Origin of the sequence: Lentzea sp. NPDC051208, assembly GCF_040682435.1 — a bacterium.
In the GTDB taxonomy this organism is placed as follows: Bacteria; Actinomycetota; Actinomycetes; order Mycobacteriales; family Pseudonocardiaceae; genus Lentzea; species Lentzea kristufekii.
In genome coordinates, this window is sequence record NZ_JBFBAW010000021.1 from 61,020 (window position 1) to 85,247 (window position 24,228).

Annotated in this window: 23 protein-coding genes; 10 read left to right on the forward strand and 13 right to left on the reverse strand. The window is 69.4% G+C overall.

The window, feature by feature from the left end; translation table 11 throughout:
* Positions 1–6: 6 nt before the first annotated feature.
* Positions 7–1,290 carry a 4-aminobutyrate--2-oxoglutarate transaminase gene (gene gabT, locus AB0M48_RS37525; protein ID WP_363851398.1) on the reverse strand — a complete coding sequence of 428 codons (1,284 nt, stop codon included), beginning with the start codon at positions 1,288–1,290 and terminating at the stop codon, positions 7–9.
* An 81-nt stretch (positions 1,291–1,371) separates the two neighbouring features.
* Between gabT and AB0M48_RS37530 the strand changes: the two genes are divergently transcribed.
* Positions 1,372–2,634 carry a PucR family transcriptional regulator gene (locus tag AB0M48_RS37530; RefSeq protein WP_363851401.1) on the forward strand — a complete coding sequence of 421 codons (1,263 nt, stop codon included), beginning with the start codon at positions 1,372–1,374 and terminating at the stop codon, positions 2,632–2,634.
* Here AB0M48_RS37530 and AB0M48_RS37535 read toward each other — a convergent pair.
* From AB0M48_RS37535 to AB0M48_RS37545, 3 genes are all read right to left on the reverse strand, one after another.
* Positions 2,608–3,408, reverse strand: a complete 801-nt coding sequence (locus AB0M48_RS37535) for an intradiol ring-cleavage dioxygenase (protein WP_363851404.1) — start codon at positions 3,406–3,408, stop codon at positions 2,608–2,610. The two genes, AB0M48_RS37530 and AB0M48_RS37535, sit on opposite strands and share 27 nt — an antisense overlap.
* A gap of 70 nt (positions 3,409–3,478) precedes the next feature.
* Entirely contained in the window at positions 3,479–3,652 is a 174-nt protein-coding gene (locus tag AB0M48_RS37540; protein ID WP_363851407.1) for a hypothetical protein, read from the reverse strand.
* Positions 3,618–3,818, reverse strand: coding sequence for a hypothetical protein (locus AB0M48_RS37545; protein WP_363851410.1), 201 nt, complete (start codon positions 3,816–3,818; stop codon positions 3,618–3,620). The genes AB0M48_RS37540 and AB0M48_RS37545 overlap by 35 nt, the downstream gene beginning before the upstream one ends.
* 427 nt (positions 3,819–4,245) lie before the next feature.
* On the opposite strand from AB0M48_RS37545, the gene AB0M48_RS37550 reads away from it, so the two are divergent.
* Complete coding sequence (locus AB0M48_RS37550; protein WP_363851413.1) at positions 4,246–5,217, forward strand: helix-turn-helix domain-containing protein; 972 nt, start codon at positions 4,246–4,248, stop codon at positions 5,215–5,217.
* Here the strand turns inward: AB0M48_RS37550 and AB0M48_RS37555 are convergent.
* From AB0M48_RS37555 to AB0M48_RS37570, 4 genes are all read right to left on the reverse strand, one after another.
* Positions 5,202–8,945, reverse strand: coding sequence for a S8 family peptidase (locus AB0M48_RS37555; protein WP_363851416.1), 3,744 nt, complete (start codon positions 8,943–8,945; stop codon positions 5,202–5,204). The two genes, AB0M48_RS37550 and AB0M48_RS37555, sit on opposite strands and share 16 nt — an antisense overlap.
* Positions 8,946–9,130: 185 nt before the next feature.
* Positions 9,131–9,766: a lamin tail domain-containing protein gene (locus tag AB0M48_RS37560; protein WP_363851419.1), complete on the reverse strand. Its 636-nt coding sequence runs from the start codon at positions 9,764–9,766 to the stop codon at positions 9,131–9,133.
* A 136-nt stretch (positions 9,767–9,902) separates the two neighbouring features.
* Entirely contained in the window at positions 9,903–10,421 is a 519-nt protein-coding gene (locus AB0M48_RS37565) for a lamin tail domain-containing protein (RefSeq protein WP_363851422.1), read from the reverse strand.
* 148 nt (positions 10,422–10,569) lie between these two features.
* Positions 10,570–10,878, reverse strand: coding sequence for a helix-turn-helix transcriptional regulator (locus AB0M48_RS37570; protein WP_363851425.1), 309 nt, complete (start codon positions 10,876–10,878; stop codon positions 10,570–10,572).
* Positions 10,879–11,131: 253 nt separating this feature from the next.
* Between AB0M48_RS37570 and AB0M48_RS37575 the strand changes: the two genes are divergently transcribed.
* From AB0M48_RS37575 to AB0M48_RS37585, 3 genes are all read left to right on the forward strand, one after another.
* Entirely contained in the window at positions 11,132–11,539 is a 408-nt protein-coding gene (locus tag AB0M48_RS37575) for a nuclear transport factor 2 family protein (RefSeq protein ID WP_363851428.1), read from the forward strand.
* The gene (locus tag AB0M48_RS37580; RefSeq protein WP_363851430.1) at positions 11,539–12,156 is read left to right on the forward strand and encodes a ScbR family autoregulator-binding transcription factor; all 618 of its coding nucleotides are present in this window, start codon (positions 11,539–11,541) and stop codon (positions 12,154–12,156) included. Before AB0M48_RS37575 ends, AB0M48_RS37580 begins: the two co-directional genes overlap by 1 nt.
* Before the next feature lie 274 nt (positions 12,157–12,430).
* The gene (locus AB0M48_RS37585) at positions 12,431–13,732 is read left to right on the forward strand and encodes a serine/threonine-protein kinase (protein WP_363851433.1); all 1,302 of its coding nucleotides are present in this window, start codon (positions 12,431–12,433) and stop codon (positions 13,730–13,732) included.
* On the opposite strand, the gene AB0M48_RS37590 is transcribed toward AB0M48_RS37585, so the two are convergent.
* The 4 genes from AB0M48_RS37590 to AB0M48_RS37605 form a co-directional block, all read right to left on the reverse strand.
* Positions 13,723–14,325 (reverse strand): VOC family protein, encoded by a 603-nt coding sequence (locus tag AB0M48_RS37590; RefSeq protein WP_363851436.1) that lies wholly within the window; start codon positions 14,323–14,325, stop codon positions 13,723–13,725. The two genes, AB0M48_RS37585 and AB0M48_RS37590, sit on opposite strands and share 10 nt — an antisense overlap.
* A 55-nt stretch (positions 14,326–14,380) precedes the next feature.
* On the reverse strand, positions 14,381–15,046 hold the full coding sequence (locus tag AB0M48_RS37595; RefSeq protein ID WP_363851439.1) for an HAD family hydrolase: 666 nt from the start codon (positions 15,044–15,046) through the stop codon (positions 14,381–14,383).
* Positions 15,047–15,068: 22 nt separating this feature from the next.
* Positions 15,069–16,367, reverse strand: a complete 1,299-nt coding sequence (locus tag AB0M48_RS37600; RefSeq protein WP_363851442.1) for a wax ester/triacylglycerol synthase family O-acyltransferase — start codon at positions 16,365–16,367, stop codon at positions 15,069–15,071.
* Positions 16,368–16,428: 61 nt separating this feature from the next.
* Positions 16,429–17,328, reverse strand: coding sequence for an anti-sigma factor RsbA family regulatory protein (locus AB0M48_RS37605; RefSeq protein ID WP_363851445.1), 900 nt, complete (start codon positions 17,326–17,328; stop codon positions 16,429–16,431).
* A 182-nt stretch (positions 17,329–17,510) separates the two neighbouring features.
* Here AB0M48_RS37605 and AB0M48_RS37610 point away from each other — a divergent pair, with 182 nt between their 5' ends.
* Positions 17,511–18,245 carry an alpha/beta fold hydrolase gene (locus AB0M48_RS37610; RefSeq protein WP_363851448.1) on the forward strand — a complete coding sequence of 245 codons (735 nt, stop codon included), beginning with the start codon at positions 17,511–17,513 and terminating at the stop codon, positions 18,243–18,245.
* 534 nt (positions 18,246–18,779) lie between these two features.
* Here the strand turns inward: AB0M48_RS37610 and AB0M48_RS37615 are convergent.
* Entirely contained in the window at positions 18,780–19,319 is a 540-nt protein-coding gene (locus AB0M48_RS37615; RefSeq protein WP_363851451.1) for an MOSC domain-containing protein, read from the reverse strand.
* Positions 19,320–19,583: 264 nt separating this feature from the next.
* On the opposite strand from AB0M48_RS37615, the gene AB0M48_RS37620 reads away from it, so the two are divergent.
* The 4 genes from AB0M48_RS37620 (at position 19,584) to AB0M48_RS37635 (ending at position 24,221) form a co-directional block, all read left to right on the forward strand.
* Positions 19,584–20,579: a LacI family DNA-binding transcriptional regulator gene (locus AB0M48_RS37620; RefSeq protein ID WP_090065120.1), complete on the forward strand. Its 996-nt coding sequence runs from the start codon at positions 19,584–19,586 to the stop codon at positions 20,577–20,579.
* Between the two features lie 115 nt (positions 20,580–20,694).
* A complete protein-coding gene (locus AB0M48_RS37625) occupies positions 20,695–22,338 on the forward strand; it encodes an ABC transporter substrate-binding protein (RefSeq protein ID WP_363851456.1) in 1,644 nt (547 codons plus the stop codon).
* Complete coding sequence (locus tag AB0M48_RS37630; RefSeq protein ID WP_363851459.1) at positions 22,339–23,244, forward strand: oligopeptide/dipeptide ABC transporter ATP-binding protein; 906 nt, start codon at positions 22,339–22,341, stop codon at positions 23,242–23,244.
* Positions 23,241–24,221 (forward strand): ABC transporter permease, encoded by a 981-nt coding sequence (locus AB0M48_RS37635; RefSeq protein WP_363851462.1) that lies wholly within the window; start codon positions 23,241–23,243, stop codon positions 24,219–24,221. Before AB0M48_RS37630 ends, AB0M48_RS37635 begins: the two co-directional genes overlap by 4 nt.
* Positions 24,222–24,228: the final 7 nt, after the last annotated feature.

Genomic DNA, 24,228 nt, shown 5'->3' on the forward strand with positions numbered 1-24,228 from the left:
AGCCAATCATGCGAGCAGAGCTCCTTCGAGCACGTCGAGTCCTTCGGCGAGCAGGTCGTCCGGGATGACCAGCGGGGGCAGCAGGCGGATCACGTTGCCGTACGTGCCGCACGTCAGCACGACGACACCCTGTTCATGGCACGCCTTCGCGACGCGCGCGGCGACGTCGGGGGTGCGTTCGGTGAACTCGATGGCGAGCATCGCGCCACGGCCGCGGATGTCCGCGATGACGTCGGTCTTCTCCGCGATCGCCCTGAGCCGGCCCAGCACCTTCTCCTCGATGCGGCGGGCGGCGGCGTTGAGGTCGCGTTCGCGCATCGTGCGGATGGCGCCCAGGGCCGCCGCGCACGCCACCGGGTTGCCGCCGTAGGTGCCGCCGAGGCCGCCGACGTGCACGGCGTCCATGATCTCGGCACGACCCGTGACGGCGGCGAGCGGCAGTCCGCCCGCGATGCCCTTGGCCGTGGTGATCAGGTCCGGCACCACGCCCTCGTGGTCGAGCGCGAACCACGAACCGGTGCGGCAGAAGCCGGTTTGGATCTCGTCGGCGACGAACAGCACACCACGTTCGGAGCACCACCGCGCGATCGCCGGCAGGAAGCCCTCGGCGGGTTCGACGAACCCGCCCTCGCCCTGGATCGGCTCGATCACGACAGCGGCGGTGTTGTCCGCGCCGACCTGCTTCTCGACGGCGGCGATCGCCCTGGCCGCCGCTTCGGGACCGGTCAGGCCGTCGTGCAGCGGGTAGGACCCGGGCACGCGGTAGATCTCGGGCGCGAACGGGCCGAACCTGTGCTTGTAGGGCATGTTCTTGGCGGTCAACGCCATCGTGAGGTTCGTGCGGCCGTGGTAGCCGTGGTCGAACACCACGACGGCCTGCCTGCCGGTGACGTGCCGGGCGATCTTGACCGCGTTCTCGACGGCCTCGGCGCCGGAGTTGAACAGCACCGACCGCTTCTCGTGGCCGCCGGGCGTCAGCTCGTTCAGCTGCTCGCAGACCTCGAGGTAGCTCTCGTACGGCGTGATCATGAAGCAGGTGTGGCTGAACCTGTCGATCTGCGCGTGCACGGCCTCGGCGACGGCGGGCGCGGGGTTGCCGGCGTTCGTCACGGCGATGCCGGAACCGAGGTCGATCAGCTGGTTGCCGTCGACGTCGATCAGCAGGCCGTCGTCGGCGGAGTCGATGTAGACGGGCAGCGTCGAACCGACTCCGGCGGCGACGGCACCCCTGCGCCGCGCCTGGAGCTCCAGCGACTCGGGACCGGGGATCGCGGTACGCAGTCGGGTCATGTGCACAGCATGGACCTGGTCAGCTGCCTGCGCAGTGTCTGAAATGGCGCTCTTCGAAGCTGGGACTGTACAAATTGGCACATGCCCATCACGGTGCGGGAGTTGGCGGGGAGGCTGGCGTTGCCGGTGCTGGCCGGGGACGTGTCGAAGCCGGTCGGGTGGGTGCACGGCACGGAGCTCGCGGACCCCACCCCGTTCCTGGAGGGCGGTGAGCTGCTGCTCACCACGGGCCTCAACGCCCTGCGCGACGGTTATGTCGAACGGCTGGTGCGCGCGGGGGTCGTCGGGCTCGGCTTCGGCACCGGCCTGGGGCACGACGTCGTGCCGCCCGCACTCGTGGAAGCGGCGGCGGAGGCGGGGCTGGGACTGGTCGAGGTGCCGCGCGACGTGCCGTTCATCGCGATCAGCAAGGCCGTGTCGAAGGCGCTCGCCGCCGACGAGTACGCGGCGCTGACCAGGACCAGCGAGGCTCAGCGCGCGCTCACCAGAGCCGCTGTCCGGGCCGGCGTCGGGGGAGTGGTGCGCAGGCTCGGCCAGTGGATCGACGGCTGGGCCGTGCTCCTCGACGCGGCCGGCCAGCCCGTGCACGCCCACAACCCCCGCCTCGTTCCGGACCTCACCGCCGAGCTCGCCCGGCTGAAGACCGCGGGCGGACTGGCCAGCGCCGCGTTCGAGCTCGACGGCGTGCACGTGTTCCTCCAGGTCCTCGGCAGCCGCGCCCGAGGGGTTCTGGCGGTCGGTACCGCCAGGCCGGATCCGGGGATCGTCAACACGGCCGCGTCGCTGCTCGTCCTCGCGCTCGCCCAGCACGACTCGGTCGACGCGGCCAGGAGGGAACTCCGCGCCGCCCAGTTCCGGATGCTGCTGGCCGGGCTCGCGGTCGACGGACTGCCCGCCCGGTTCCGGGCGTTCCTCGCCGCCGGACCGCCGGACGACGACGTGTTCTGGGCCGAGCACGACGGCGACGTCGTCGTGCTCACCGACGAGTTCGACGGTGTCGCATCGTCCGAAGTGGACCAGAGCGACGTGGCGAGGGGCTACCGCGAGGCCCGCCAGGCCCGTCGGGCCGGCCTCCGCACGTTCGAGGAGCTCGCCGGGCACCTGCCGCTGCCGGACGGGTTCGCGGACGCGTTGCTGAAGCCGCTCGACGCGGAAACCCGTGCGACGCTTCGAGTGTGGCTGGCGCACCACGGTGCGTGGGACCCGGCCGCGACGGAACTCGGCGTGCACCGGCACACGCTGCGCAACCGGGTGCGCAAGGCCGAGCAGGCGCTGAACCGCTCGCTCGACTCGCCCGGCCTGCGCGCGGAACTGTGGCTAGCCCTGCACCGCGAAGGTCAGTGAGGCGGTGTAACCGGACTGGACGTCTCCCGACATCGTCGCCATCTGGTGGTCGACGCCGTCGCGGAACACCATGTCCTGCTTGAGCGAGGTCCGCGACATGTTCTGCACGCTCTGCGTGTACCCGGCCGTGCCGTAGACCTCCTTGCACGTCGTCTCGGGCAACGCGAGCTGCGAGGTCGTGATCTTGTTGCCGGCCCTGGTCGCCTCGGCGAGGCTCGGGTAGACCTCGAAGTGGATGTGCGGCCAGCGTCCCGCGTACGCGCCGGGGAAGACGCTGACGAACGTCAGCTTGCCGCTCGCGTCGGCCTCCTGGACCCCGCGCAGGAAGTTCTCGTTCTTCACGCGGTCCGAGTACATCGAGTAGTCGCCGTTGATGTCGCAGTGCCACAGGTAGATCGCGGCACCCGCGAACGGCTTGCCGTCGTCGTTCTGGACCGTCAGGTCGATGGTCAGCCGCACGCCCTCGGCCGTGCGGCTCGACGAACCGAAGCTGGACCGGATGTCCGAACGCACGATTCCGCTCTGCGTCAACGCGTTCGGGCCGTTGGAGCCGTCGCCGGGGTACGGGCCGGCGGTCTCCGCCGGGATGGTGTCCAGCGGGGTGCCGTCGGCGGTGGTGGTGGTCGAGCCGGTGGTGGTCGAGGTCGCGGTGGTGGTCGACGGGGCGCAGGCCACGAGCGTGAGGCCTGCGCCGCCGAGCAGCGTCAGCGCCCGCCTGCGCCCGATGAGCGTGGCGAGGTCGAACTGGAGGCCGCGGTCGTGGTTGTCCGTCATGCGACCCAGATTGCGGCCGATTCCTGTGAGTCGCCTGTGGACGAGCTGTTGAGGAGATAGCGACTCGAACTCACGCACGCAGCTCGAAGTCCGGGAGGGTCAGCGCGGAGTGTTCGGGGCGCGCGGCCTCGGCGGGCATCGTCTCGCGCGAGCGCAGGGCGGCGTTGCGCGCGGCCAGTGCCTCGGCGGTGCCGGGGAACAGTTCCGCGTTACCGACGTCGACCAGGTTCTGGTTCGCCTCCACGAACGGCCGGATCGTGCGCGGCGTCCCCGGCCAGGGTGACGCGGCCGGACGACCAGCGCGGCATCCGGATCTGGCTGACCGTGTCGAAGAACAGGTCGTTGGCCTCGTGCATCGCCTTGACCAGCCCCGGCACCTCCCAGCCGTCACCGGCGAACACCTCCGCCACGAGGTCGCGCTGGGCCTGCGGGTCGGGGGAACGGCGCCTCGGCGCGCGCGAAGCTCAGGAAACCGTGCGCGGTCTCGTTCGCACCGACGGCGTACAGCGCGGCGGCGCGGCCGGGTTCGTTCCACACAGGGCTTCCTGCGTGGGGCCGAGGTGGCCGGGAGCGTGAAGCCTGCGAAGCAGTAGCCGAGGTAGCGGTGGAACCGCTCCTCCGGCCCGAACGTCTGCTCGCGCACCACCGAGTGCAGTCCGTCGGCTCCGATCATGTGGTCGTAGGTGCGTTGCAGGCCGCTGCGGAACGTCAGGTCCACGCCGCCGGAGTGCTCGTTCATGGCGACGATGGTGTTGTCGAAGAGGAACTCCACGTCGTCGCGCACGACCTGGTTCTGGCCCCGCGTCAACGCGTGCCCGAAGTCGGCATACTGCTCGCGTGCTCGGATTGCGTCCGGCGGAATTCGCGGTGTACGAGGTGCTCGTGGACTCCTACCAGCTCGGTGTCGCCGAACTCTGCCTCGCCACGGACATGGCCGAGTCGACCGTCCGCCCCGCGCTGAGGTCGTTGACGGAGCTGGGGTTCGTCCACCAGGTCAACGGGCTGCACACGGCTGTGGCCCCGGAAGTCGCGCTGGCCATGCACTTCCTGCGCAGGGAGGACGACCTGCGGCGTGACCGGTTGCTGGCCGGCGAGCTGCAGGTCCGGTACGAACGCGCGGCAGGGGTGCGCGCGCCAGCCGATCTCGTCGAGGTCGTGCACGGGACCGAGGCGATCTCGCGGCGCGTCGACCAGGTCATGCGCACCGCCCGGCGGGAGGTCTGCTTCGTGGACAAACCGCCCTATGCCAAGGCGCCCACGTCCTTGCACCCGGTGGAGGAGGAGCTGTTGAACCGCGGCATCCGGTTCCGCGGGATCTACGAACGCCAGGCGCTGGAGCTGCACGACCTGCGCGCCGACCTGGAGATGGGGCTGTCGCTGGGGGAGGAGGCGCGGGTGGTCGCCGTCGCGCCGACGAAGATGATCCTGGCGGACGCCCATCTGGGGCTCATCCCGCTGCACGGCACCGAGACGACGCTGGAGAGCGCGGTGATCGTGCACCGGTCGGCGTTGCTCGACTCGCTCGGCGCGCTGTTCGCCAGGCTGTGGGACGACGCGGTGCCGTTGTCGTTGCCGGGGCAGCCCGCGAGCACCGAGATCTCGATCGAGGACGCGCGACTGCTCGCGTTGCTGGCCACCGGGCTGCCGGATCGCAGCATCGCGAAGCAGCTCGGGCTGAGTTATCGGACCTTTCAGCGGCGGCTGCACCGGCTGATGGACGAGCTGGGCGCGCAGACCCGGTTCCAGGCGGGTCTGCGCGCCGCAGCACGCGGTGCTACCTCTCTGCTGCCACCTCAGCTACCGGAGTGAGTGCGGAACGCCTTCTGCATGGTCTGCACGACGGTGTTCCCCGCTCCGTCCCGGGCCTCGGTGCGCAGCCACACGTCGCCGGCGGGTTTGTCGATCGTGACCTGCCAGCGGTCTCCGCCCGGCTGGATGGCCGCCTGACTCCACGTCCTGCCGTCGTCCGACGACCACTGCACCTTCACCAGGGTGATGGGTGAGCTGTTGGACGCGTGCACGTGGTAGGTGAACGGTGTGCCCGCCGGTGCGGAGTTCGTGAGGTCGAGCGGCAGGTCGTGGCGGAGCCGGATGAGCGGCTGGAACTGGCAGGCCGGCTGACCCGCGTGACACGCGTATCCGGGAGGAGGAGGGTTCTGCGAGCGGTGGGACTGGAAGGTCCACGTGGTCTCGGTGCGCGGGGCGAGGGTGAACAGCACCGGGTTGACCGCGCCCGCGACGGCTCCCGGAGCGTGCGTCTCGACCGTTTCGAGGCGGTAGGCCGCCTTCTCCGGTGCCATCGTGAAGGTGGGGTAGAAGGCCAGTGGCTCCTGGGAGGCCGGGATCTCCGCGTCGCCCCGGAACAGCCGGACCTTGGTGGTCGTGAAGAACTTGCTGTTCTGGTAAGGATTCGTGTAGTGACCGGGGTTGCCGTCGGTCCACTGCAGGGCGGGGACGAACGTGTCGCCCGTCCGGCAGTTCGAGCAGAGTTGCCGCCACGCGCCGTTCGCGGCGGGGTAGCGGGCGGGGTGGTCGGACTGCAGCGCGATCGCGGTGCTGTGCATCGGTCCCGCGAACCACCGTTCCGGCGCGGGAGCCGCACCCTCGCGGAACACGTTCTCCTGGAACATGGTCATGGCCGCGCGCTGGCCCTTGGCGTCGGTTCCGCTCAGCGTCACGTGCCGCTTCCAGACGATCCGCTCGTCTCCCGGCCCGATGTACTCCTTCCACGCGGCCGGCGGGGTGAACGTGGTGCCGCGCAGGATCTGCGTCTGCCACAGGCCGGTCGGGAACGGGTACCACGTCTTCTGCACCGTCAGGCCCGGCTTGTCGGCGTGGTAGGCGGTCTGCCGCTGGACGAGCTTGGAGGGGTCCACCGTCCGGCGGTGGTCGGCCGGGATCCCGTTGGCGTCCAGGAAGCTCAGGTTGAACACCGACTCCGGGCCGGGTTTGACGGTCAGCCTCAAGGACCTCTGCTTCGCGAGGAACTCGCCGTCCGCGTTGCTGACGCTCAGCGCCGGGAGAGAGGCGCTGGAGAGCCCGGTGAGCGCGAGCGCACCCGGAGCGTCCACATAGGACAGGATCGCCTTCTTGCCGGCCTGGGCCGCGGCCGTGGCGGCGGTGTTGGCCGCCTTGACCATGGCGGCCGGTGTGTCCGCCTTGATCTTCACCAGCGCCGTGTCCCCGCCGAGGGTCAGGTCGCGCTCACCGGACCACTTCGCGGACAGCACGCCCACGTCGCCGTCCGTCGCGAGCGTCCGGCCTCCCGAGGACGCGGTGACCGTCGCGGTCTGCAGGGTCACGTTGTCCTGCAACGAGATCGCACCCTTCTTCGCCGCCGCGGAAGGCGTCGCGCGGATCTCCCACGGTGCGCTGCCGAGCGCGGCGGCGATCTCGGTGATCAGCGGCAGCCTGTCTCCTTCCGCCGGGAGGACGCGGCGCACGGTGACGGTGCGGTCGCGCTGTTCGGCCGGACCTGGTGGCACGACCTCGATCGGCACGGTCTTCTGCGCGTCGAGTGAGACGCTGGAGGCGCCGCTGACCGTCAGCTCCGGTGCGGCGAGTGCGGACCAGCGCCGGACTCCCGCCGTGTTCTCGGTCGCCCAGGTCACCGCCGAATAGCGGCCGCTCGGCACGTTCGCGACGCCTTCACCGTTGACGACGTCGAAGTAGTAGCTCAGGGTCTCGTCGAACGGGTCGTTGACGTCGTCGCCACCGTTGGTGTCGTCGATCAGCTGGCCCATCGCCGGTGCGGGCGGTTCGCCGGCGCCGTCGCGGACCCGCACGGACACCGGGAACGTCTGGGGCGCCTCGTAGACGCTGACCGGGGTGCGCAACGTCGTGCTGGCTCCGGTCGCCGTGACCACGCCGCCGTACACGCCGGCCGGGCCCACCTCCGGGTCGAGGGTGAGGGTGGCCGACGCCTTGGCGTGGGCGGGAACGGTCAACCGGGTGGTGCCGAGGGTGAACCCGGTCGTCGACTTCCCGTCCCAGCCCTTGATCGTCGCGCTGAGGTCGAGGGTGAGCGGGGTGCCGGAGGTGTTGACGTACTGGAGTTCCCTGGTGAGCACTCCACCCTTGCCGCGTTCGTGACGGCCGTAGCTCGCCGACGCGGTGGCCGTGGCCTTCTGCGTGATGGCCCTTGCGACGTCGAGGCGGCCGGCGCCTTGCTCGTACCAGGACATGCCGGCATCGGTGGCGCTGGTGACGAGGGCGTTCTTCACCGTCTGCGCGTCCCAGTCGGGGTGCTGCTGCGTGAGCAGCGCCGCGGCGCCCGCGACGTGCGGCGTCGCCATGGACGTTCCCGAGGCGGCCGTGTGGCGGTCGTCGACCGGGGCGCCCATCGAGGTGCCCGCGGCACGGGCGGCCACGACGCCGACGCCGGGCGCGGTGATCTCCGGCTTCACGTGGGCGTCACCGATGCGCGGGCCGGTGCTGCTGAACGGCGCCGGTTTGGTCTGCCGGTCGACCGCGCCGACGGTGAGAGCGGAGGCCGCGGCGCCGGGTGAGGTGACCGAGCGGCCGGCCGGGCCGTTGTTGCCCGCCGCCACCACGAACAGCACGCCCGTCTCCGCGGAGAGCCTGTCGACCAGCGCGCTCATCTCGTCACTGCCGTCCGTGACGGCACCGCCGAGGCTGAGGTTGACGATCCTCGCCCCGGAGCGGGCCGCCCACTCGATGCCGGCGAGCACCTGGGACGTGTCCGCCTCGCCGGCGCCGTTGAAGACCTTGGCGATCACGAGCGTCGCGCCGGGGGCCACGCCCTTGTACCTGCCGGCGGAACCCTGACCGGTGCCGGCGACGGTCGAGGCGACGTGCGTGCCGTGGCCGTGCCGGTCGACGATGTCCGGTTCGTCGGAGAAGTTCTCCGTAGCGGTGATCTTGCCGGCGACGTCGGGGTGGTGCGCGTCGATGCCGGTGTCGACGACGGCGACCGTGACACCGGTGCCGTCCAGGCCGGCCTTCCACGCCTCCGGGGCACCGATCTGCCGGGTGGTCTGGTCGAGCGCGACGCGGACCGGGCGGTCGTACTTCAGCCGCACGCCGGACTTCGCGCTCATGTCCAGGGAACGCCAGAACTCCCGCGCCTTCGACTTCTCGACCCGGATGCCCGAGGCGTCGAGACTGCTGATCCTGGTGTGGGCGCTGGCGGAGAAGCCACCGGTCATCAGCACCGGAACCGTGGTCGTGCGGTCGTCGGACTGGCCGGTGCGCACGAGATCGGTGACGTTGAAGAGAGTGCGCTCGACCGTTCCGGACGTGACGGCGCTCATCGCGTCCGACGGGTAGACGTGCAGACCTTTTGCCGTCGTCATCGTGTGGAAGATCGGCTGCTCGCCATCCCGTGGTGCGGCGTGGATCTGGGCGAACCGCCGCCCGTCCGAACGTTCGGTGTAGTCGACGACGTCACCGGTGATGAGCGTGATCCGGTGTGAGGCCTCGGATGTCTGCGTCTGCGGCGGTGGTGACGCGGCGGACGCGGCTGGTGCGACGAGCGTTGCGGCAGCTACGGCAAGTGCCAGAACTTGTCGAATCACGGCGCCCTCCCTCGGTGATCAGGTCACAGCAGGATGAGGGGCCGCAAATCGTTGGGAAACAGTAAAAAGCGGCGGTTAGTCGCCGTTGGCGACTTCACGCCACACACGAGCGTGCCCGGACCACCGAGGGGAGGTGGTCCGGGCACTTCGTTCGGTGCACCCGCTTGACGGTCAGATCGAGTTGATCAGAAGGTGCGTTCCTGCAGCGAGAAGTCCCGCTGGTTGTTGTTGGTGTCCTGGTTCAGCAGGTTGCGCGTGTTGGAACCGTTGAGCTGCGCGGTCCGCTGGTTCTCGGGCTGGGCGTGCACGCCTTCCTTCGCGGCGCTCACCGGCGCCGAGAATGCGACACCGTCGATCTTGAAGGCAGTCGGGGCCAGGCTGCCGAAGACAGCCACGCCACCGAGGGACGGGATGCCCTCGGCGCCGGTGAATCGCACCGGGAGAACGTTCGGCGTGGACGTGGTGCCCGAGAACTCCGCGCCCGTCAGCACCAGCGTGCTGCCGACGTTGTTCGCCGGGGCCAGCGTGAGCGGCCCGCCGAGCGGGTCGACCAACGGGATCGTCTGGATGACCTCGTTGCGCTGGTTGTAGATCCTGATGACCCAGTTGCTCAGGTCGACCTGCTCGCTCGTGGTGTTGATGATCTCGATCGCCTCGTCGAGCGGGCCGTTCGGTCCCATGGTGGAGACCTCGTTGATCAGCACTGCCGGCAGCTGCATGACCTCGGGAGACTCGGGCTCCTCGGCGGCCGTTGCCAGTCCGGCGAACGCGATGGTGCTCGCGATTGCCAGGGCGGCAGCTCCGCTCAGCAGTCGACGCATTGTCCTGTCCCTTCGGGAAAGTGAATTCGGGATATTCCTCGTAGCGGCCAGGTGGTCCGGGGGAACGACCTGTCTTGCCGCTGGGACTGACTTTGCTCGCATTCGTTCGGCCTCGAAAGGGGCCATTGCCGAATGATCAGGGATTGCTTTCTCCAGGAGAAGGAATGCGGCAGCTGAAGTCGGCCGAGTTGTGATCCGTGTCGCGCGAGGAGCCGTCGCGGCCGAGCGATGAATCTGCGCAAGGTGTCGCGGGTCCGGCTTCCCGGCACGGCGAGGAGGAGCTGAGGCCGACGCTGTCGGTGTGTGCGCCGTGCCGGTTCCTGGCGATTACGCCACTTCCGTCCACGGTCTCGACGATCAGGCCGTTCGGCACTGTTCCGCTGAACGCGGCACCGACTATGACGAAGTATTCGCCCGGAGCCAGGGGTGTGCCTGGTGAGATGGTGGCGAGGATTTCGGAGGTGCCGCCGGCGCAGGTCTGGACGGTCCACCCTCCGATGTCTGCGGTGGTGGAGGCCGTGTTGCGCAGTTCGACGAATCCGGAGGGGCCCAGTGCGATCTCGTTGACCTTGACGGGGGAAACGCCCGGTGTGCCGCCGATCGTGCTACCGGCGAGTAGAAGCAACGTTGCGACGGAATGTCCGAAGGCTGTCACGTCACGCAGTCTGGCCCCCTGTGCGCGGACGCACAGGGGGCCAAAGGTCCCTCCTGCCTGGGGCTTGTGGTAGGGCGGTGCCCTGCGGCGGCCGCTGTGGGCACCGCCCCTGCGGGCGGGCAGACCCCTGCCGTCTGCCCGCGCACCGCTAGCAGGAGTGGTCTTCCTCCTTCGCCCTGCGGCATTCCCGCTCGATCACGGCAGCTCGGTCGAGGGCCGCGTGCGGCACGTCGAGGGCCTCGCTGATCCAGGCACGCCAGTAAGGGCCGGGAATGCGTTTGCCGCGTTCCCACCTCGACACTTCTTCACGGGTGACGCTGTCGTTTTGTGAGATCTCGCACAACAGGTCCGCGAGAGCGCGCTGAGTGAGCCCTTGTTCTCGCCGTGCCTGTGGAATCAAGGCGGTAATCGGCGGGGTGACCTGGTGCTCGTGGGCTTGAGTGGCTGCCTTGAGCACGGTTCTGCTCCGTTTCAGTGAGTTGACGGGTGCGCCATCAACCATGCCTCAAAGTCCAGCAGTTCGTGCCGTGCATTGCGGTGATACCGACGGTCGTTGAAAGTTCAGGTACCAACGGAATCGTCCGATCGGATGTTTGGGTGAAACAGAGCTGGTCCAATGGGGTGTGCGCACTCGCATTTCGAGCGCCTCGCTAGTGTGACTGCACCGAGTTCATTGCCGCAGCAATGACCGGGATGAGAAGGTGAGTGAAATGTACTCGACGGTCGAAGCGGTGCAGGTCTTCCTGGCACGACTCGCGGCACAGGACGCACCTGGCATCGCGCGGTTGTGCGCACCGGCCGTCGAATGGGAGGCGCCCGACCCGAACGGCGTCCGCTGGGCACTCGGCAGGCGCACCCGCCGTGAGGTCGAGTCCCAGTTCCTGACCCTGTTCGCCACGTTCGACCTGGAGCAGCTCTCGGTGCGCCAGGTGATCGTCGACGGAGGAGACGCCGCCGTGATCGGCTCGGCGCGCTGGCGGGTCCGTGCCAGCGGCGAACCGGTGGAAGTGCGCTTCGCCGCGGTGCTTTCGGTGCACCTGGGGGAGATCGAGCAGTACTGGCAGATGCCGGACACCTTCGCCACAGCCGTCGCGACCGGCGTCGCACGGATCAAGTGATGAGTTCCAAACGCGAGAAGTCGGCGCACACGCGCGCGAAACTGCTGCGAGCCGCGGCGGAGGTCTTCGACCGAGAAGGGTTCTCCAGGTCGAGCCTCACGGCCGTGTGTGCGCGGGCGGACGTTTCCAAAGGTGCGCTGTATTGCCACTTTCGTTCCAAAGAAGCCCTTGGCGTCGCCATCATCGAGGAGCAGTCCCTGCTGTGGCACCGGCTGCGTGACGAGGTGCTCTCGGTCGAGTCGTCACCCGTGCAGGCGCTGATCGAGATGTCGTTCGAGTTCGTCGGCCGGCTCGAGACGGATCTCACCGTGCGGGTGAGCGCGAAGCTGTTGCGGGAGGCGGTGTTCTTCGACGTCGCCGCGGCCGCGCAGGTGATCGGCTGGGTGACGGTGGTGCGGGACCTGCTGTCGCTGGCGTCCGAACGCGGCGAGTTGTTGCCGGAGGTGAACGTGCGGCACGCGGCCGAGCAGATCGTGGCCGAGTTGCTCGGGTTGCAGTTCGTGGCGCAGGCGTTGACCGGCGGCACCGACCTCCGGGTCCGGCTGAGCCGGGTCTGGCAGGCCACCTCCGGCTGCCTCGTGACCGCCGACGTCCGGGAGAAGCTGCGGTTCGAGTGACGGTCGTCTCGACCCGATCGACACAGAGTCACCCGCGTGGCTGCACCGTGCAGGCCCGAAAATTCGCCGCTGCGTTAACAAGCCGAACCTCCGCGACGACAAGGTGCTCGTGCGGGAACTCGCTGCTGGCGGCGACCGGTCGTACCGGCTGGAACACGAGGTGGCGGTGGTCCGGGAGATCGAATGCGGGATGATCGTAGTTTGATCTTCAGGTAGGGCGGGTACCGGAATTCCAGGTGACCCGTTAGGTTGCTGCGCAGGCGAGCGGAGGCCCATGAGCGCACCTTGGGACGGCGATCTGACCGGAGCGGTGATCGACAACCGTTTCGTCGTCGGCACGCTCCTCGGGTCCGGCGGCATGGCGGAGGTCTACCGCGCGTACGACCGGTCGACGACGTCCTCGGTGGCGATCAAGATCTTCTCGGGCCCCGGCCTGCCCGACGACGAACTACGCCTGCAGCGCGAGGCCTCGATGCTGGTCTCGCTGGACTGCCCCGGCATCATCCCGGTCTACGCCTCCGGCACGGTGTCGCGCCGCCCGTACTTCGTGATGCGCGAGATCACCGGCGGCACGCTGCGCCAGCGCATGCGCGAACCGCTGCCGCCCCGGTTCGTGGCGCGGATCGGCAGCCAGATCGCCGCGGTGCTGGACCACGTGCACGACCTGGGCGTCGTGCACCGCGACATCAAGCCGTCCAACATCCTGCTCGACGACACCGAGAAGCAGGCCTACCTGGCGGACTTCGGCCTCGCGCTGGTCGCGGAGGTGACGCGGGTGACGACGTCCGGCGTGCTGGTCGGCACCGCCGGCTACCTGTCGCCGGAGCAGGTGCGCGGCGCCGAGGTCGGCCCGCCCGCCGACGTCTACTCGCTGGGCCTCGTGCTGCTGGAGTGCCTGACCGGGCGGACCGAGTACCCCGGCGGCGACGCCGAGGCCGCCCTCGCCCGCCTCGCCCGGTCGCCGCGGATTCCCGTGGACCTGCCGCTGGCCTGGGTGTCGTTGCTGTCCGCGATGACGGACATGAACCCGGCGCGCCGGCCGTCCGCCGCTCAGTGCTCCCGGTCGTTGCAGGCCGCCTTCGAGGCCAGCCGGGGCCTGCCGGCGTTGCTGCCGGACGCGGCCGTCGCCCCGGACGAGCCTCCGGCCGTGCCCGAGCCCCGCTCCCGGCGGGGCAAGCGCGTGGCGATCGCGGCCGCGGCCGTCGCCGTCACCGCGGTGGCCGTCGTGGTGGCGAACCTCGGCGGTGGCGGGAACGAGGCGCCGGCGGCGGACAGGCCGGTGGTGCCGGACGCGCACACCCAGGTCGTCACCGTGACGCCGTCGACCGTGACCGTGGTGCAGACGCCGGACGGGTCGGGCGTGCCGGGGGCCTCGGACGCGCCGGGGGTCTCGGACGCGCCGGGTGTGCCCGGAGCGCCGCAGCCAGGGGCCGGTGGGGTCGTGCCGTCGTCGGCTCCGGTCGTGGAGACCACCGGGGACGAGCCGGCCGGGGACACGACCAGGCCGAGCAAGGAGAAGAGGGACCGCGGCAAGCCCTCGGACGTTCCGGTTCCACCGGTCGTTCCTCAGCCGTAGACCTGGAACGTCAGGCCTTCCGGACTGCTCACCCGCCCGCCACGGGGACCGGGCCGGTCGCCTGCCTCGATCGCGAGTTCCCACTGAGGGGCTGTGAGGCCCGGTGAGGTGACGAAGTCCGCGCCGGGCAGCGGGGCGCCGGTCGTCTCCTCGTAGAAGTGCCTGGCCTCGTCCGGCCGGGCGCAGGCCAGGACCATGCGGCGCGCAGCACCCGGCAGGCCGGGCGGGAACGTCCAGCCGGCGAACCTGTGCCGCTGCCACAGCGAGAAGGCGGCACCGAACGGGTCGATCACCGTGGCCAGGCGGCCCTGGTCGCCCGCCTCGAAGGGCGGCACGACGACGCGGGCGCCGTTCGCCACGGCCGTCGCGGTGCGGCGGCCGACGTCGTCGACCGCCAGGTAGTAGGCGATGTGGGCGGGTGTTCCCGGCGGGTACACCGGGTTGGCGAGGTCGCTCACGCCGCCGATCAGGTGGCCGTGGACGGAGATCTTGACGGCCTTGCGCCAGTCCTCTTCGTCCACCTCGAAGCGCCAGCCCAGGGTCTGCGAGAAGTAGGCGGTGGTGCCGGCCAGGTCGCGGGTCTTGAGGTCCATCCAGCAGAACATGCGGTCTGGGTATCGGCTGCCCGGACGGCCCGGCAAGGGATTTTCAGGCGTCGGGCTCCTCCACGACGGCGAACGGCAGGTCGCTCAGCTCCGCTCGCAGCGTGTCCAGGTCCTGGTAGACCGCCGAGGCTCCGCTGTCGACCAGTTCGTCCTCGCCGAACCCGCCCGTCAGCAGCCCGATCGACGGCAACCCGACCCGTGCGGCGGCCTCGCAGTCCCACACCGAGTCGCCCACCACGACCGCGCGCTCACCCTCGACCTTGCGCAGGGCCACCTCGATCAGGTCCGGCGCCGGCTTGCTGTCCTCGACGTCGTCCGAGGTCGTCCAGGCGACGTCGCCGGGGTCGAGCAGCTTCAGGTAGTGCTCGACGTGCTTGCGCTTGCCCGAGCTCGCGAGGACCACGGTCAGTCCGAGGTCGGTCGCCGCGCGGATCAGGCGGTGTGCGCCCTCCAACGGCTGGATCTCGTCCAGCATCTCGTCGAAGTACCGCTCCCACGCCTGCCGCAGCTTGTCGCCGTGGTCCTGTTCGACCTTGTCGCCCGCCACGGCGGCCACCAGCTTGTCGCCGCCCATGCCGATCGCGCGGTGCACGCGCCATCCGGGCACGGTGACGTCGACGGTGCGGAAGGCGCGCAGCCACGCCACCGTGTGGTGGTAGTTGGTGTCGACCAGGGTTCCGTCCACGTCGAGGACCACGGTGTTGCTCATGAAAACAGGTTTGCCCGCGGCTCTACCTCGGCAAACCCACCAGCTCCCTGCTCTCCTGCAACGAGGAGAGCTCGCGCCGCAGCACGCTGTCGAGCCAGTGCGCGTCCGACATCCACGACTGGTTCGTGTTCAGGCAGACGTGGACCGACGACTTGTAGACCGACAGCGCGATGCCGACGGCGTGACCGGGTGCGACGGGCGCGACCGGGTACATCTCGCACAGCGCGGCGCCGTCCAGCGAGAGCGGAACGGACGGCAGCGGCACCGAGGTGACCAGCGTGTCGAACAGCAGCGGAGCGCAGCGACCCATGACCGGCGCGGCCAGGCGGTGCACCAGCGGCGGCACCTTGTCGGCGAGCAGCGGCAGCGCCCCGGCACCCCGGTCCGGGCCCGCCGCCTTCGCGGCCTCCATCTGCGAGCGGATGTTCCGCAGCCGCCTCACCGGGTCCGTCTCGCCGACGGGCAGCGCGACCAGGAAGCCGGAGATCTGGTTGCCCGAGGCGCCGTCGCCGGAGCGTGAGCGCTGGTTAACCGGGATCAGGGCGCGCACGACGGAGTCGGGACCGGCGCTGCCGTGCGCGGAAAGCCAGTGACGCAACGCACCTGTGACGAGGGCCAGCAACACGTCGTTCACCGTGCCGCCGTGCGCGCGGCGGATCCGGTGCACGTCCGCGAGATCCAGGCGCGACATCACCACGCGGCGTGGCCGGGTGGACGAGGTGAGCACCGGCGAGTTCAGCGTCGGCGGGCGGGTGTTCATGAGCACGCTCGACGCGATGTCGATCGTGTCCTTGATCCCGCGCAGCGACGGGAGGGACGGGAGGATCGACTTCACCGCCGGCTCCACAGCGTCCGGAATGGACAGCCGGGACGGGTCGAAGAGCTGAATTCCCAGGCCGACGGCCTTCATGCCATCGCACAGCGAGTGGTGCAGCTTCGCGACGACGGCGAACCGGCCGCCCGCGAGGCCGGTGATGACGTGCAGCTCCCACGGCGGTCGCGCGAGGTCGAGCGGCTGCGCCATGAGGTGCGAGACGAGGCTGGCGAACCGGTCACGGCCGCGCGCGTGGTGCGTGAAGACGTGGTCCTCCGGCGCGAAACCCGGGTCTTCCACCCAGCGCGCGCCACCGAGCAACGAGGTGCGTGCGCGCTGGCGCAGGCGCGGAATCTCTTGCGCCCGTTCGCAGAGCACGGCGGCGATGCGGGCCGGATGCACCGGAGTGGACGGTGCGAAGGTCGCGACGGCACCGAGGTGCAACGGATTGGTGTCGCCCTCCATCGCGAGGAAAGCGATGTCGAGGGGAGAGAGGTGGTCTGTCATATCTGTGCAAGGAAAACAGGTCATCGTGTCGTGCGCATTGCGATGAGATGGCGGTGACTCCCTACCGCCCCAAGTACACTCGAACGGTGGTACCACTGTGACTCGTGTGGGTGCGAACCAGGTCACACAGCAGGTTCACCATCACGATCCCGAAGCCGGACAGGCCGGTGAACGACGGCGGGAAGCCGGAGCCCGAGTCGCTCACCTCGCACACGACGGTGCCGCCCTCCCGCCACAGCCGCAGCACCCCGCGGCCCGACGCGTGCAGGATGCTGTTCGTCGCCAGTTCGTTCACCGCGAGCACCAGGTCCTCGACCTGTTCGCGGCGCAGCCAGTGCGCGAACGCCGACACGATCTTGCGCATGTGCGCGAGCGTGCCGACGGAGAACGGGTGCTCCTCGGCGTCCGCGGGCGGAGGCGGCAACGGCACGTTGTAGATGTCGGCCAGCGCGGTGGTGGGGTCCGAGTACCACGCGCTCGCCATGCGCCGCCCGTCCTCGATCACCACGGGATGGGTGCGCCGCGCGTCCTCCAGCACGTGGCCGGGCAGCGCCGTCGCGTCGTACGGGCACAGGATGACGCCCGGCCGTCCCTCGAACGCCGTGTTGATCAACGCCTCGTGCTGCACGCACGCCGGGTACTCCAGGTCGGTGCGGCCGGGCCAGATCGGCTGGCCGACCACGCGGAACCGCAGCTGCGTGCTCGCGCCGAACGCCATCAGCACACCGGGGATGATCCGGCCGGGGTTGCGACCGGCCTCGGTCATGTCGATGAAGTGGACCTGCTCCGCCACGTCGCCGAGCCGTTCGCGCAGCGGGCCGATGCTCACCTCGGGTACCGCCACCAGCGCCGGCTCGCCCCGGTCGACACCTTCCGCGACGAATCTCGCCGTACCGGCGAGGAAGGTGTCCTCGTCCCGGTAGAACAGGGCTTCGTGTGCGAACGGGGCAACGGAGTTCATCGGCTTCCCGGTGAGGTCGGTGGCTGCGGCAGTCCCCCATTCTGCTCCCCGTAACAGTGTTTCGGCGGGGGCCAGGCCGGTGGTTGTCGACGAGCGGGGATTCGCAGGTTGGATTCGTCGTGCGAGTGGGGAACACCCCAGGCAGACTCCCGGTTGTCGGGGCACAGCGAGGAGGTGACGCCGTGCTGCACCACACGTTGACCGGCCCGCGAGACGCGCCGGTGCTGGTGCTCGGCAACGCGCTCGGCACGACGACTGAACTGTGGCGCGAGTTCTCGCTGCCGTTCCGCCTGCTGCGCTTCGACCACCGCGGCCACGGCGGCAGCGCGCCCGTCGAAGGCCCGTGCGCGATCGAAGACCTGGCGCACGACGTCGTGGAACTGCTGGACCACTTGGGACTGCGCCAGGTGTACTACTGCGGCGTCTCCCTCGGCGGCATGGTCGGCATGTGGCTGGCCGCGCACACCGACCGGATCTCCCGGCTGGCGCTCGTGTGCACCACCGCGTGGGTGCCGGACAAGGCCCGGCTGGACGAGCGGATCGCGCTGGTGCGCGCACACGGGATGGAGTCGGTCGCGGACGCGGTGGTGTCGCGGTGGTTCACGCCGACCTGCGCGCCGGCCGTCGTCGCGCACTTCCGCGCCGAGTTGCTGAAGGTCGACCTGCCGACCTACCTCGCCTGTGCCGAGGCCGTCCGGGACATGGACCTGCGGCCGGATCTGGCGAAGATCGACGTGCCCACCGTGGTGATCGCGGCGGCTCAGGACCACGCGACGCCCACGGAGTTGGTGCGGCACACCGCGGACGAGTTGCCGGATTCCGAGCTCTACGTGGTGGGGGATGCGGCGCACCTGGCGGTGGTCGAGGCGCCTCGGACGATCTCGGTGATCCTCGACGACCACTTCGGCAACGGGTAGCCGGGCCTGGCGCGGGCGCGGGTCGGCCTGCGTTGGCCGGTTCCTGCTCCAGCGGGGTGGGTCGCGTTCCTGGCGTTCGGTCGCCTCGCGAGGGTGGTCGCGCGGGTCGGGACGAAGTGCGGGGTTGCGATTGGGGCTTGACCTTGAGCCGTCTGGCGGGATGCTCCCCTCAAGGCAAAGCCCCAATCGCCGTGAGCGGGGTGCCGCTACCCGGCGGCTCCAGGTTCAGACGGCTCGCTTCGCATCGCCACGCCAGGACTCGTACGTGGTCGCCTTGCGTTGGCGGGCGCCTGGTGGCACCGCGCGGGTCTGGTTGAGGTGGCTGGTTCCCGTTCCAGCGGGGGTCGCCTGCCTTGCTGGCGTCGCCTTGCGAGGGTGGTCCCTCAGGTCGTGACGACGTCAGGACTCGAACATGGCCGCCTTGCGAGGGCGGCGCCTGGTGACACCCCGCGGGACTGCTGCGATGGCTGGCGCTGGTCCACCGGAGGGGTCGCCTCGCCTCGTACGGCTCGGCGACCTGTCCTCGGCGCGGCGCTAGACCTTTTCCAGGGGCCGGTGCGGCTCCGCGGGCAGCTCCACGCGGATCTCGTCGCCGGGCCGGACCACACCACCCACCAGCACGACCGACATGATCCCGGCGCGCCGGACGAGCTCACCGTCCGGGCCCTTGCCCACGACCTCCTTGAGCAGACCCTTCGCGAAGGCGTCGATCTGCAGGCACGGGTTGCGCAGGCCGGTCACCTCGACCACGGCCTCGGGGCCGAGGTGGAGGACCGTGCCGGTGGGCAGGCCGAGCAGATCGACGCCCCGCGTCGTGATGTTCTCGCCGATCTCGCCGGGGGCCACGGAGAAGCCCTTGCCGCGCAGTTCGTCGAAGAGCTCGGCGTGCATCAGGTGCACCTGCCGGAGGTTCGGCTGCGTCGGGTCCTGTGCGACCCGTGATCGGTGTTTGACCGTGACGCCCTGGTGGACGTCGCCCTCGACACCGAGTCCGGCGAGCAAAGTGATGCTCTCGCGCACGGGCTTGGTGAACGTGTACTCCTCGTTGCGGCTGACCGCTGTCACAACCCCCATGGCCTCGATTGTGCACGATCAGTTGAGACGCAACAGGTACTCCGTTCGGCGCAAGCCGCCGACCAGGCGCGAATCGATCGAGGTGCTCCGATCCGGGTCGCCTGACAGTGTTCTACCTGCGTCGATGCACCGGCCCGTGGAAACGCTCTCACGAACTTCCGGCAAGGCTCTTGACTAATCCTCACGTCAGGCTGTTGACTCCGTCACACCTCGTCGGAACCGGTACCGAAACCGGTTTCAGGAGGCGGCGGAAGGAAGTTCGGCATGCGTGTCACGATCGCAGAGGTCGCCCAACGCGCCCAGGTGTCCAAAGCGACCGTGTCACGTGTGCTGAACGGCAAGCCGGACGTGGACGCCTCCACCGCGCAGCGCGTTCGCAAGGTCATCGACGAGATCGGGTACGTGCCCAGCGCCCGCGCCGTCGGCCTTGCGCGGGGTCGCACCCGCACCGTCGCGATGCTCGCGCCGTCGCTCACCTGGCCGTGGATGGGTGAGGTGCTGCAGGGCATCGTCGACACGCTCGAAGCCGACGGGTACGGGCTGCTGCTGTACACGCTGAACCGCGGGCCCGAGTCGCTGAACCAGTTCGCGAACCACGTGTCCGCCAACGCTTTCGACGGTCTGCTGGTCGTCGAGCCCCCGGACGCCCTGCACTACATCTCCACGCTCTACCGGGCCGGACTGCCGGTCGTCATGATCGACGATCGCGGCTCGCACCCGGAGTTCCCCTCGGTGACGACGACGAACCGGCAGGGAGGCGCGGATGTCGCGAGGCATCTCGTCGCGGCGGGTCGCCGCAGGTTCGCCGTCGTCACCGGGCCTCCGCACTTCGGGTGCACTCAGGCGAGGCTGGACGGGTTCCGGCTCGCTTTGGCGGAAGCGGGCCTGACGCTGCACCCGGACCTCGTCGTCGACGGCGACTTCACCACGGAAGGTGGTGAGGTCGCGGTGGACAAGCTCGTCGCGAGTGGAATCCCGTTCGACGCCGTGTTCGCGCAGAACGACCTTTCGGCGGTCGGAGTGCTGCGGGCGCTGCGGGAATCCGGCAGGACCGTCCCCGACGACGTGTCGGTGGTCGGCTTCGACGACGTCCCGGTCGCGGGACACACCGAACCTCGGCTGACGACGATCCGCCAGCCGGCACAGGAGATGGGTGCCGCCGCCGCGCGGATGCTGCTCTCCACGCTCGAGGGACAGCCGATGCCCGACCACCCGCTGGTGCTGCCGACCTCGTTGATCGTGCGCGAATCCGCGCCCTGACCCACCCGCTCCACCACAACTGAACGGACCCGCCAGGCCACCGCATGCGGCCTGGCGAGTTCGCCGTACGTATGAGAGAGCGCTCTCATACATCGTCGTATCGGGAGATTCCCCCATGCGCAGAACAGTCATCGTCGCGTTGGCACTGGCGCTCGCGGCGACCGGTTGCTCCTCTGGTGGCGCCACCAAGGCTGCCGGAGTGCTGACCGTGGGCATGCCCAACGGGCCCCTGACCGAGAACCACAACCCGTTCCTGCCCACCTCGGCGGCGGGTTCACTCGGCTACCGCTACCAGATCTACGAGCCGCTGGCGTTCGTGAACAACACGCGCCCGGCCCAGGACCCGGTGCCGTGGCTCGCCACCAAGTGGGACTGGACGCCCGACTACAAGAAGGTCACCTTCACGATCCGGGAGAACGTGAAGTGGTCCGACGGCAAGCCGCTCACGGCCGCTGACGTCGCCTTCTCGTACGAGATCCTGAAGAAGTGGCCGGCGCTCAACAACCGCGACTCGCTCAAGGTCGAGACCGCGACGGCGACGCCGGACAACAAGGTCGAGGTGTCGTTCGCGAGCCCGCAGTTCGTGAACCGCAACAAGGTCATCAGCGCGATGGTGGTTCCGCAGCACATCTGGAGCACCGTCGGAGACCCGACGACCTACACGAACCCGAAGCCCGTCGGCACCGGCCCGTACGAGCTGAAGTCGTTCACCTCGCAGACCGTGACGATCGCGCGGCGTGCCGAGTACTGGCAGGAACTGCCCAAGGTTCCGGAGATCCAGTACACCTCCTACAACGACAACACGGCGCAGACCACCGCGCTGGCGTCGGGTGCGAGCCAGTGGTCGTACGTCTTCATCCCGGACTACCAGAAGCTCTACGTCGACAAGGACCCGGCGCACCACAAGCTCTGGTTCCCGGCCGGTCTCGGCATCCACGGCCTGTGGCTGAACACGACGATCGCGCCGTTCGACAACGCCGCGCTGCGTTCGGCGATGAGCGACGTGATCGACCGCGAGGCGATCTTCGTCAAGGGTGAGGCCCGCCTGTTCCCGAAGCTCGAGTCGAAGACCGGCATGCCGCTGCCCGCCGGTGACTCCTTCCTCGCGCCGGAGTACAAGGACGCGAAGTTCAAGATCGACGTCGACGGCGCGAAGCAGAAGCTCGCTGCCGCCGGCTTCAAGCTGGAGGGCGACGTGCTCAAGGCGCCCGACGGCAAGCCGGTCACCATCGAGCTCACCAACCCGTCCGGCTGGTCGGACTACCTGACGGTCCTCGACATCATCAAGGGCGACCTGAAGAAGATCGGCATCGAGGCGACCGTGCGCACGCAGACCGCGGACGCGTGGACGACCGACTTCGCCAACGGCGCGTTCCAGGGTTCGCTGCGCTGGACCAACACCGGTGCGACGCCGTACGAGATGTACCAGAACATCATGGACGCGGCGGAGATCAAGCCGATCGGGCAGACCGCGGCGGTGAACTTCGGCCGCTACAACAACCCCGAGGCGACCGCGGCGCTGGCCGAGTACGCGAACGCGGCGGACGACGCGGCGCGGGCCAAGGCCCTCGCGGTGCTGCAGAAGATCATGGTCGAGCAGGTCCCCATGATCCCGACCTCCGCCGGCCCGATCGGTGCGGAGTACAGCACGAAGAACTGGGTCGGCTGGCCCACCGAGGAGGACCCGTACGGTCCGCCGCAGGCCACCCTGCCGAACGCCCTGCAGATCGTCATGAAGCTGAAGCCCGCGGGGTCTTAAATGAACGAAGTCGCGCTTGAAGCGAAAGGTCTGGTCAAGACCTACAAGCGCGTGCGCGCGGTGCAGGACGTCTCCATCGTCCTGCGCCGTGGGCGCGTGACCGCCCTCGTCGGCGAATCCGGATCAGGCAAGTCGACGGTGGCGAAGCTGCTCGCGCGGCTCGTGGAACCCACCTCCGGCGAGATCCTGCTGGACGGCGAGAAGGTGCGCAGGGTCCGGGAGTACCGGCGCAAGGTCCAGATGGTGTTCCAGGACCCCTTCGCGTCCCTCAACCCCGTCCACACGATCCGCTACCACCTGACCCGGCCGCTGAAGATCCACAAGCGGCCGGAGACGGTGGAGGAGCTGCTGCAGCGGGTGAACCTCCCAGCGGATTTCGCCGCGCGGTACCCGCACGAGCTGTCGGGCGGTCAGCGGCAGCGCGTCGCGATCGCACGGGCGCTCGCCGCGGACCCCGAGGTGCTGCTCGCCGACGAGCCGGTGTCCATGCTGGACGTCTCCATCCGGCTCGGTGTGCTGAACCTGTTGCTGGACCTCAAGGAACGGCTCAAGCTCGCGGTCCTCTACATCACCCACGACATCGCGTCGGCGCGCTACTTCGCGGACGAGACGTTCGTGATGTACGGCGGGCAGATCGTCGAGGGCGGCGACAGCGAGTCCGTGACGCAGCGGCCGGCCCACCCGTACACGCAGCTGCTGATCGAGTCCGCGCCCGACCCGGAACGGTCGGTGATCGCGCTGGACGCGCCGCTGGAGGAGACCGCCGAGGTCTCCACCGGCTGCCAGTTCGCGCCGCGCTGCCCGAAGGTGCAGTCCCGCTGCTGGACCGAGGCGCCCCCGCGCACCGAGGTCGACTCCTACGGGCACTGGGCGGCCTGCTGGCTGTACGTGGAGGCGGCGGCATGACCTTCCTGCTACGCCGTGCCTTGTTCTACTTGGTCACCCTGTGGGCGGCGATCACGGCGAACTTCCTGCTGCCGCGCTTTCTTCCCGGCGACCCGGTGCAGGCGATGATCACCAAGCTCGGCGGACGGCTGAACAGCGACGCGATGGCGTCGCTGTACGTCCTCTTCGGGCTCGACAAGAACAAGTCGATCTGGGAGCAGTACGTCGACTACTGGGCGTCCCTGGTGCGGGGCGACCTCGGGCTGTCGTTCACGTTCTTCCCGACCCCCGTCGCCGACGTGCTCTCGCAGTCCATGCCGTGGACGCTCGGGCTGGTCGGTGTCACCACGGTCATCGCGTTCCTGCTGGGCACCCTGCTGGGTGTCTACGCGGGGTGGAAGCGCGGTTCGTGGATGGACAACCTCATCCCGATCACGACGTTCCTGTCGTCCATCCCGTACTTCTGGCTCGGGCTGATCGCGATCTCGTTGTTCTCCGTGACGTGGCCGCTGTTCCCGGCTTCCGGCGGTTACGCGCCGGGCCTCGTGCCGGAGTTCTCCGGCGAGTTCATCGGCAGCGTCCTGGAGCACGCCGTGCTGCCCGGTGTCACGATCATCGTGAGCTCGGTGGCCGGCTGGATCCTCGGCATGCGCAACATGATGGTGACCGTGACGGCGGAGGACTACGTGCTCGTCGCTCGGGCCAAGGGCCTCACGCAGAAGCGGATCATGTTCGCCTACGCCGCGCGCAACGCCGTGCTGCCGTCGATCTCCGGTTTCGCGCTCTCGCTGGGTTTCATCGTCGGCGGCGCCCTGCTGGTCGAGATGGTGTTCTCCTATCCGGGCCTCGGCTACGTGCTGTTCCAGGGCATCGGTGCGAAGGACTACCCGTTGATGCAGGGCGTGTTCCTGGTGATCACATTGGCTGTGCTGGTGGCGAACCTGCTCGCGGACATCGGCTACCTGCTGCTGGACCCGCGCACCCGGCGGGAGGGCTGATTCCCCG

What these genes read in the sequence shown, in the direction of transcription:
- AB0M48_RS37625 (WP_363851456.1), top strand. Translation starts at nt 20,695, where the DNA reads ATGCGCAGAACAGTCATCGTCGCGTTGGCACTGGCGCTCGCGGCGACC.
- gabT (WP_363851398.1), bottom strand. Translation starts at nt 1,290, where the DNA reads ATGACCCGACTGCGTACCGCGATCCCCGGTCCCGAGTCGCTGGAGCTC.
- AB0M48_RS37615 (WP_363851451.1), bottom strand. Translation starts at nt 19,319, where the DNA reads ATGGGGGTTGTGACAGCGGTCAGCCGCAACGAGGAGTACACGTTCACC.
- AB0M48_RS37590 (WP_363851436.1), bottom strand. Translation starts at nt 14,325, where the DNA reads ATGGACCTCAAGACCCGCGACCTGGCCGGCACCACCGCCTACTTCTCG.
- AB0M48_RS37580 (WP_363851430.1), top strand. Translation starts at nt 11,539, where the DNA reads ATGAGTTCCAAACGCGAGAAGTCGGCGCACACGCGCGCGAAACTGCTG.
- AB0M48_RS37575 (WP_363851428.1), top strand. Translation starts at nt 11,132, where the DNA reads ATGTACTCGACGGTCGAAGCGGTGCAGGTCTTCCTGGCACGACTCGCG.
- AB0M48_RS37635 (WP_363851462.1), top strand. Translation starts at nt 23,241, where the DNA reads ATGACCTTCCTGCTACGCCGTGCCTTGTTCTACTTGGTCACCCTGTGG.
- AB0M48_RS37620 (WP_090065120.1), top strand. Translation starts at nt 19,584, where the DNA reads ATGCGTGTCACGATCGCAGAGGTCGCCCAACGCGCCCAGGTGTCCAAA.
- AB0M48_RS37605 (WP_363851445.1), bottom strand. Translation starts at nt 17,328, where the DNA reads ATGAACTCCGTTGCCCCGTTCGCACACGAAGCCCTGTTCTACCGGGAC.
- AB0M48_RS37535 (WP_363851404.1), bottom strand. Translation starts at nt 3,408, where the DNA reads ATGACGGACAACCACGACCGCGGCCTCCAGTTCGACCTCGCCACGCTC.
- AB0M48_RS37585 (WP_363851433.1), top strand. Translation starts at nt 12,431, where the DNA reads ATGAGCGCACCTTGGGACGGCGATCTGACCGGAGCGGTGATCGACAAC.
- AB0M48_RS37630 (WP_363851459.1), top strand. Translation starts at nt 22,339, where the DNA reads ATGAACGAAGTCGCGCTTGAAGCGAAAGGTCTGGTCAAGACCTACAAG.
- AB0M48_RS37560 (WP_363851419.1), bottom strand. Translation starts at nt 9,766, where the DNA reads ATGCGTCGACTGCTGAGCGGAGCTGCCGCCCTGGCAATCGCGAGCACC.
- AB0M48_RS37600 (WP_363851442.1), bottom strand. Translation starts at nt 16,367, where the DNA reads ATGACAGACCACCTCTCTCCCCTCGACATCGCTTTCCTCGCGATGGAG.
- AB0M48_RS37595 (WP_363851439.1), bottom strand. Translation starts at nt 15,046, where the DNA reads ATGAGCAACACCGTGGTCCTCGACGTGGACGGAACCCTGGTCGACACC.
- AB0M48_RS37530 (WP_363851401.1), top strand. Translation starts at nt 1,372, where the DNA reads ATGCCCATCACGGTGCGGGAGTTGGCGGGGAGGCTGGCGTTGCCGGTG.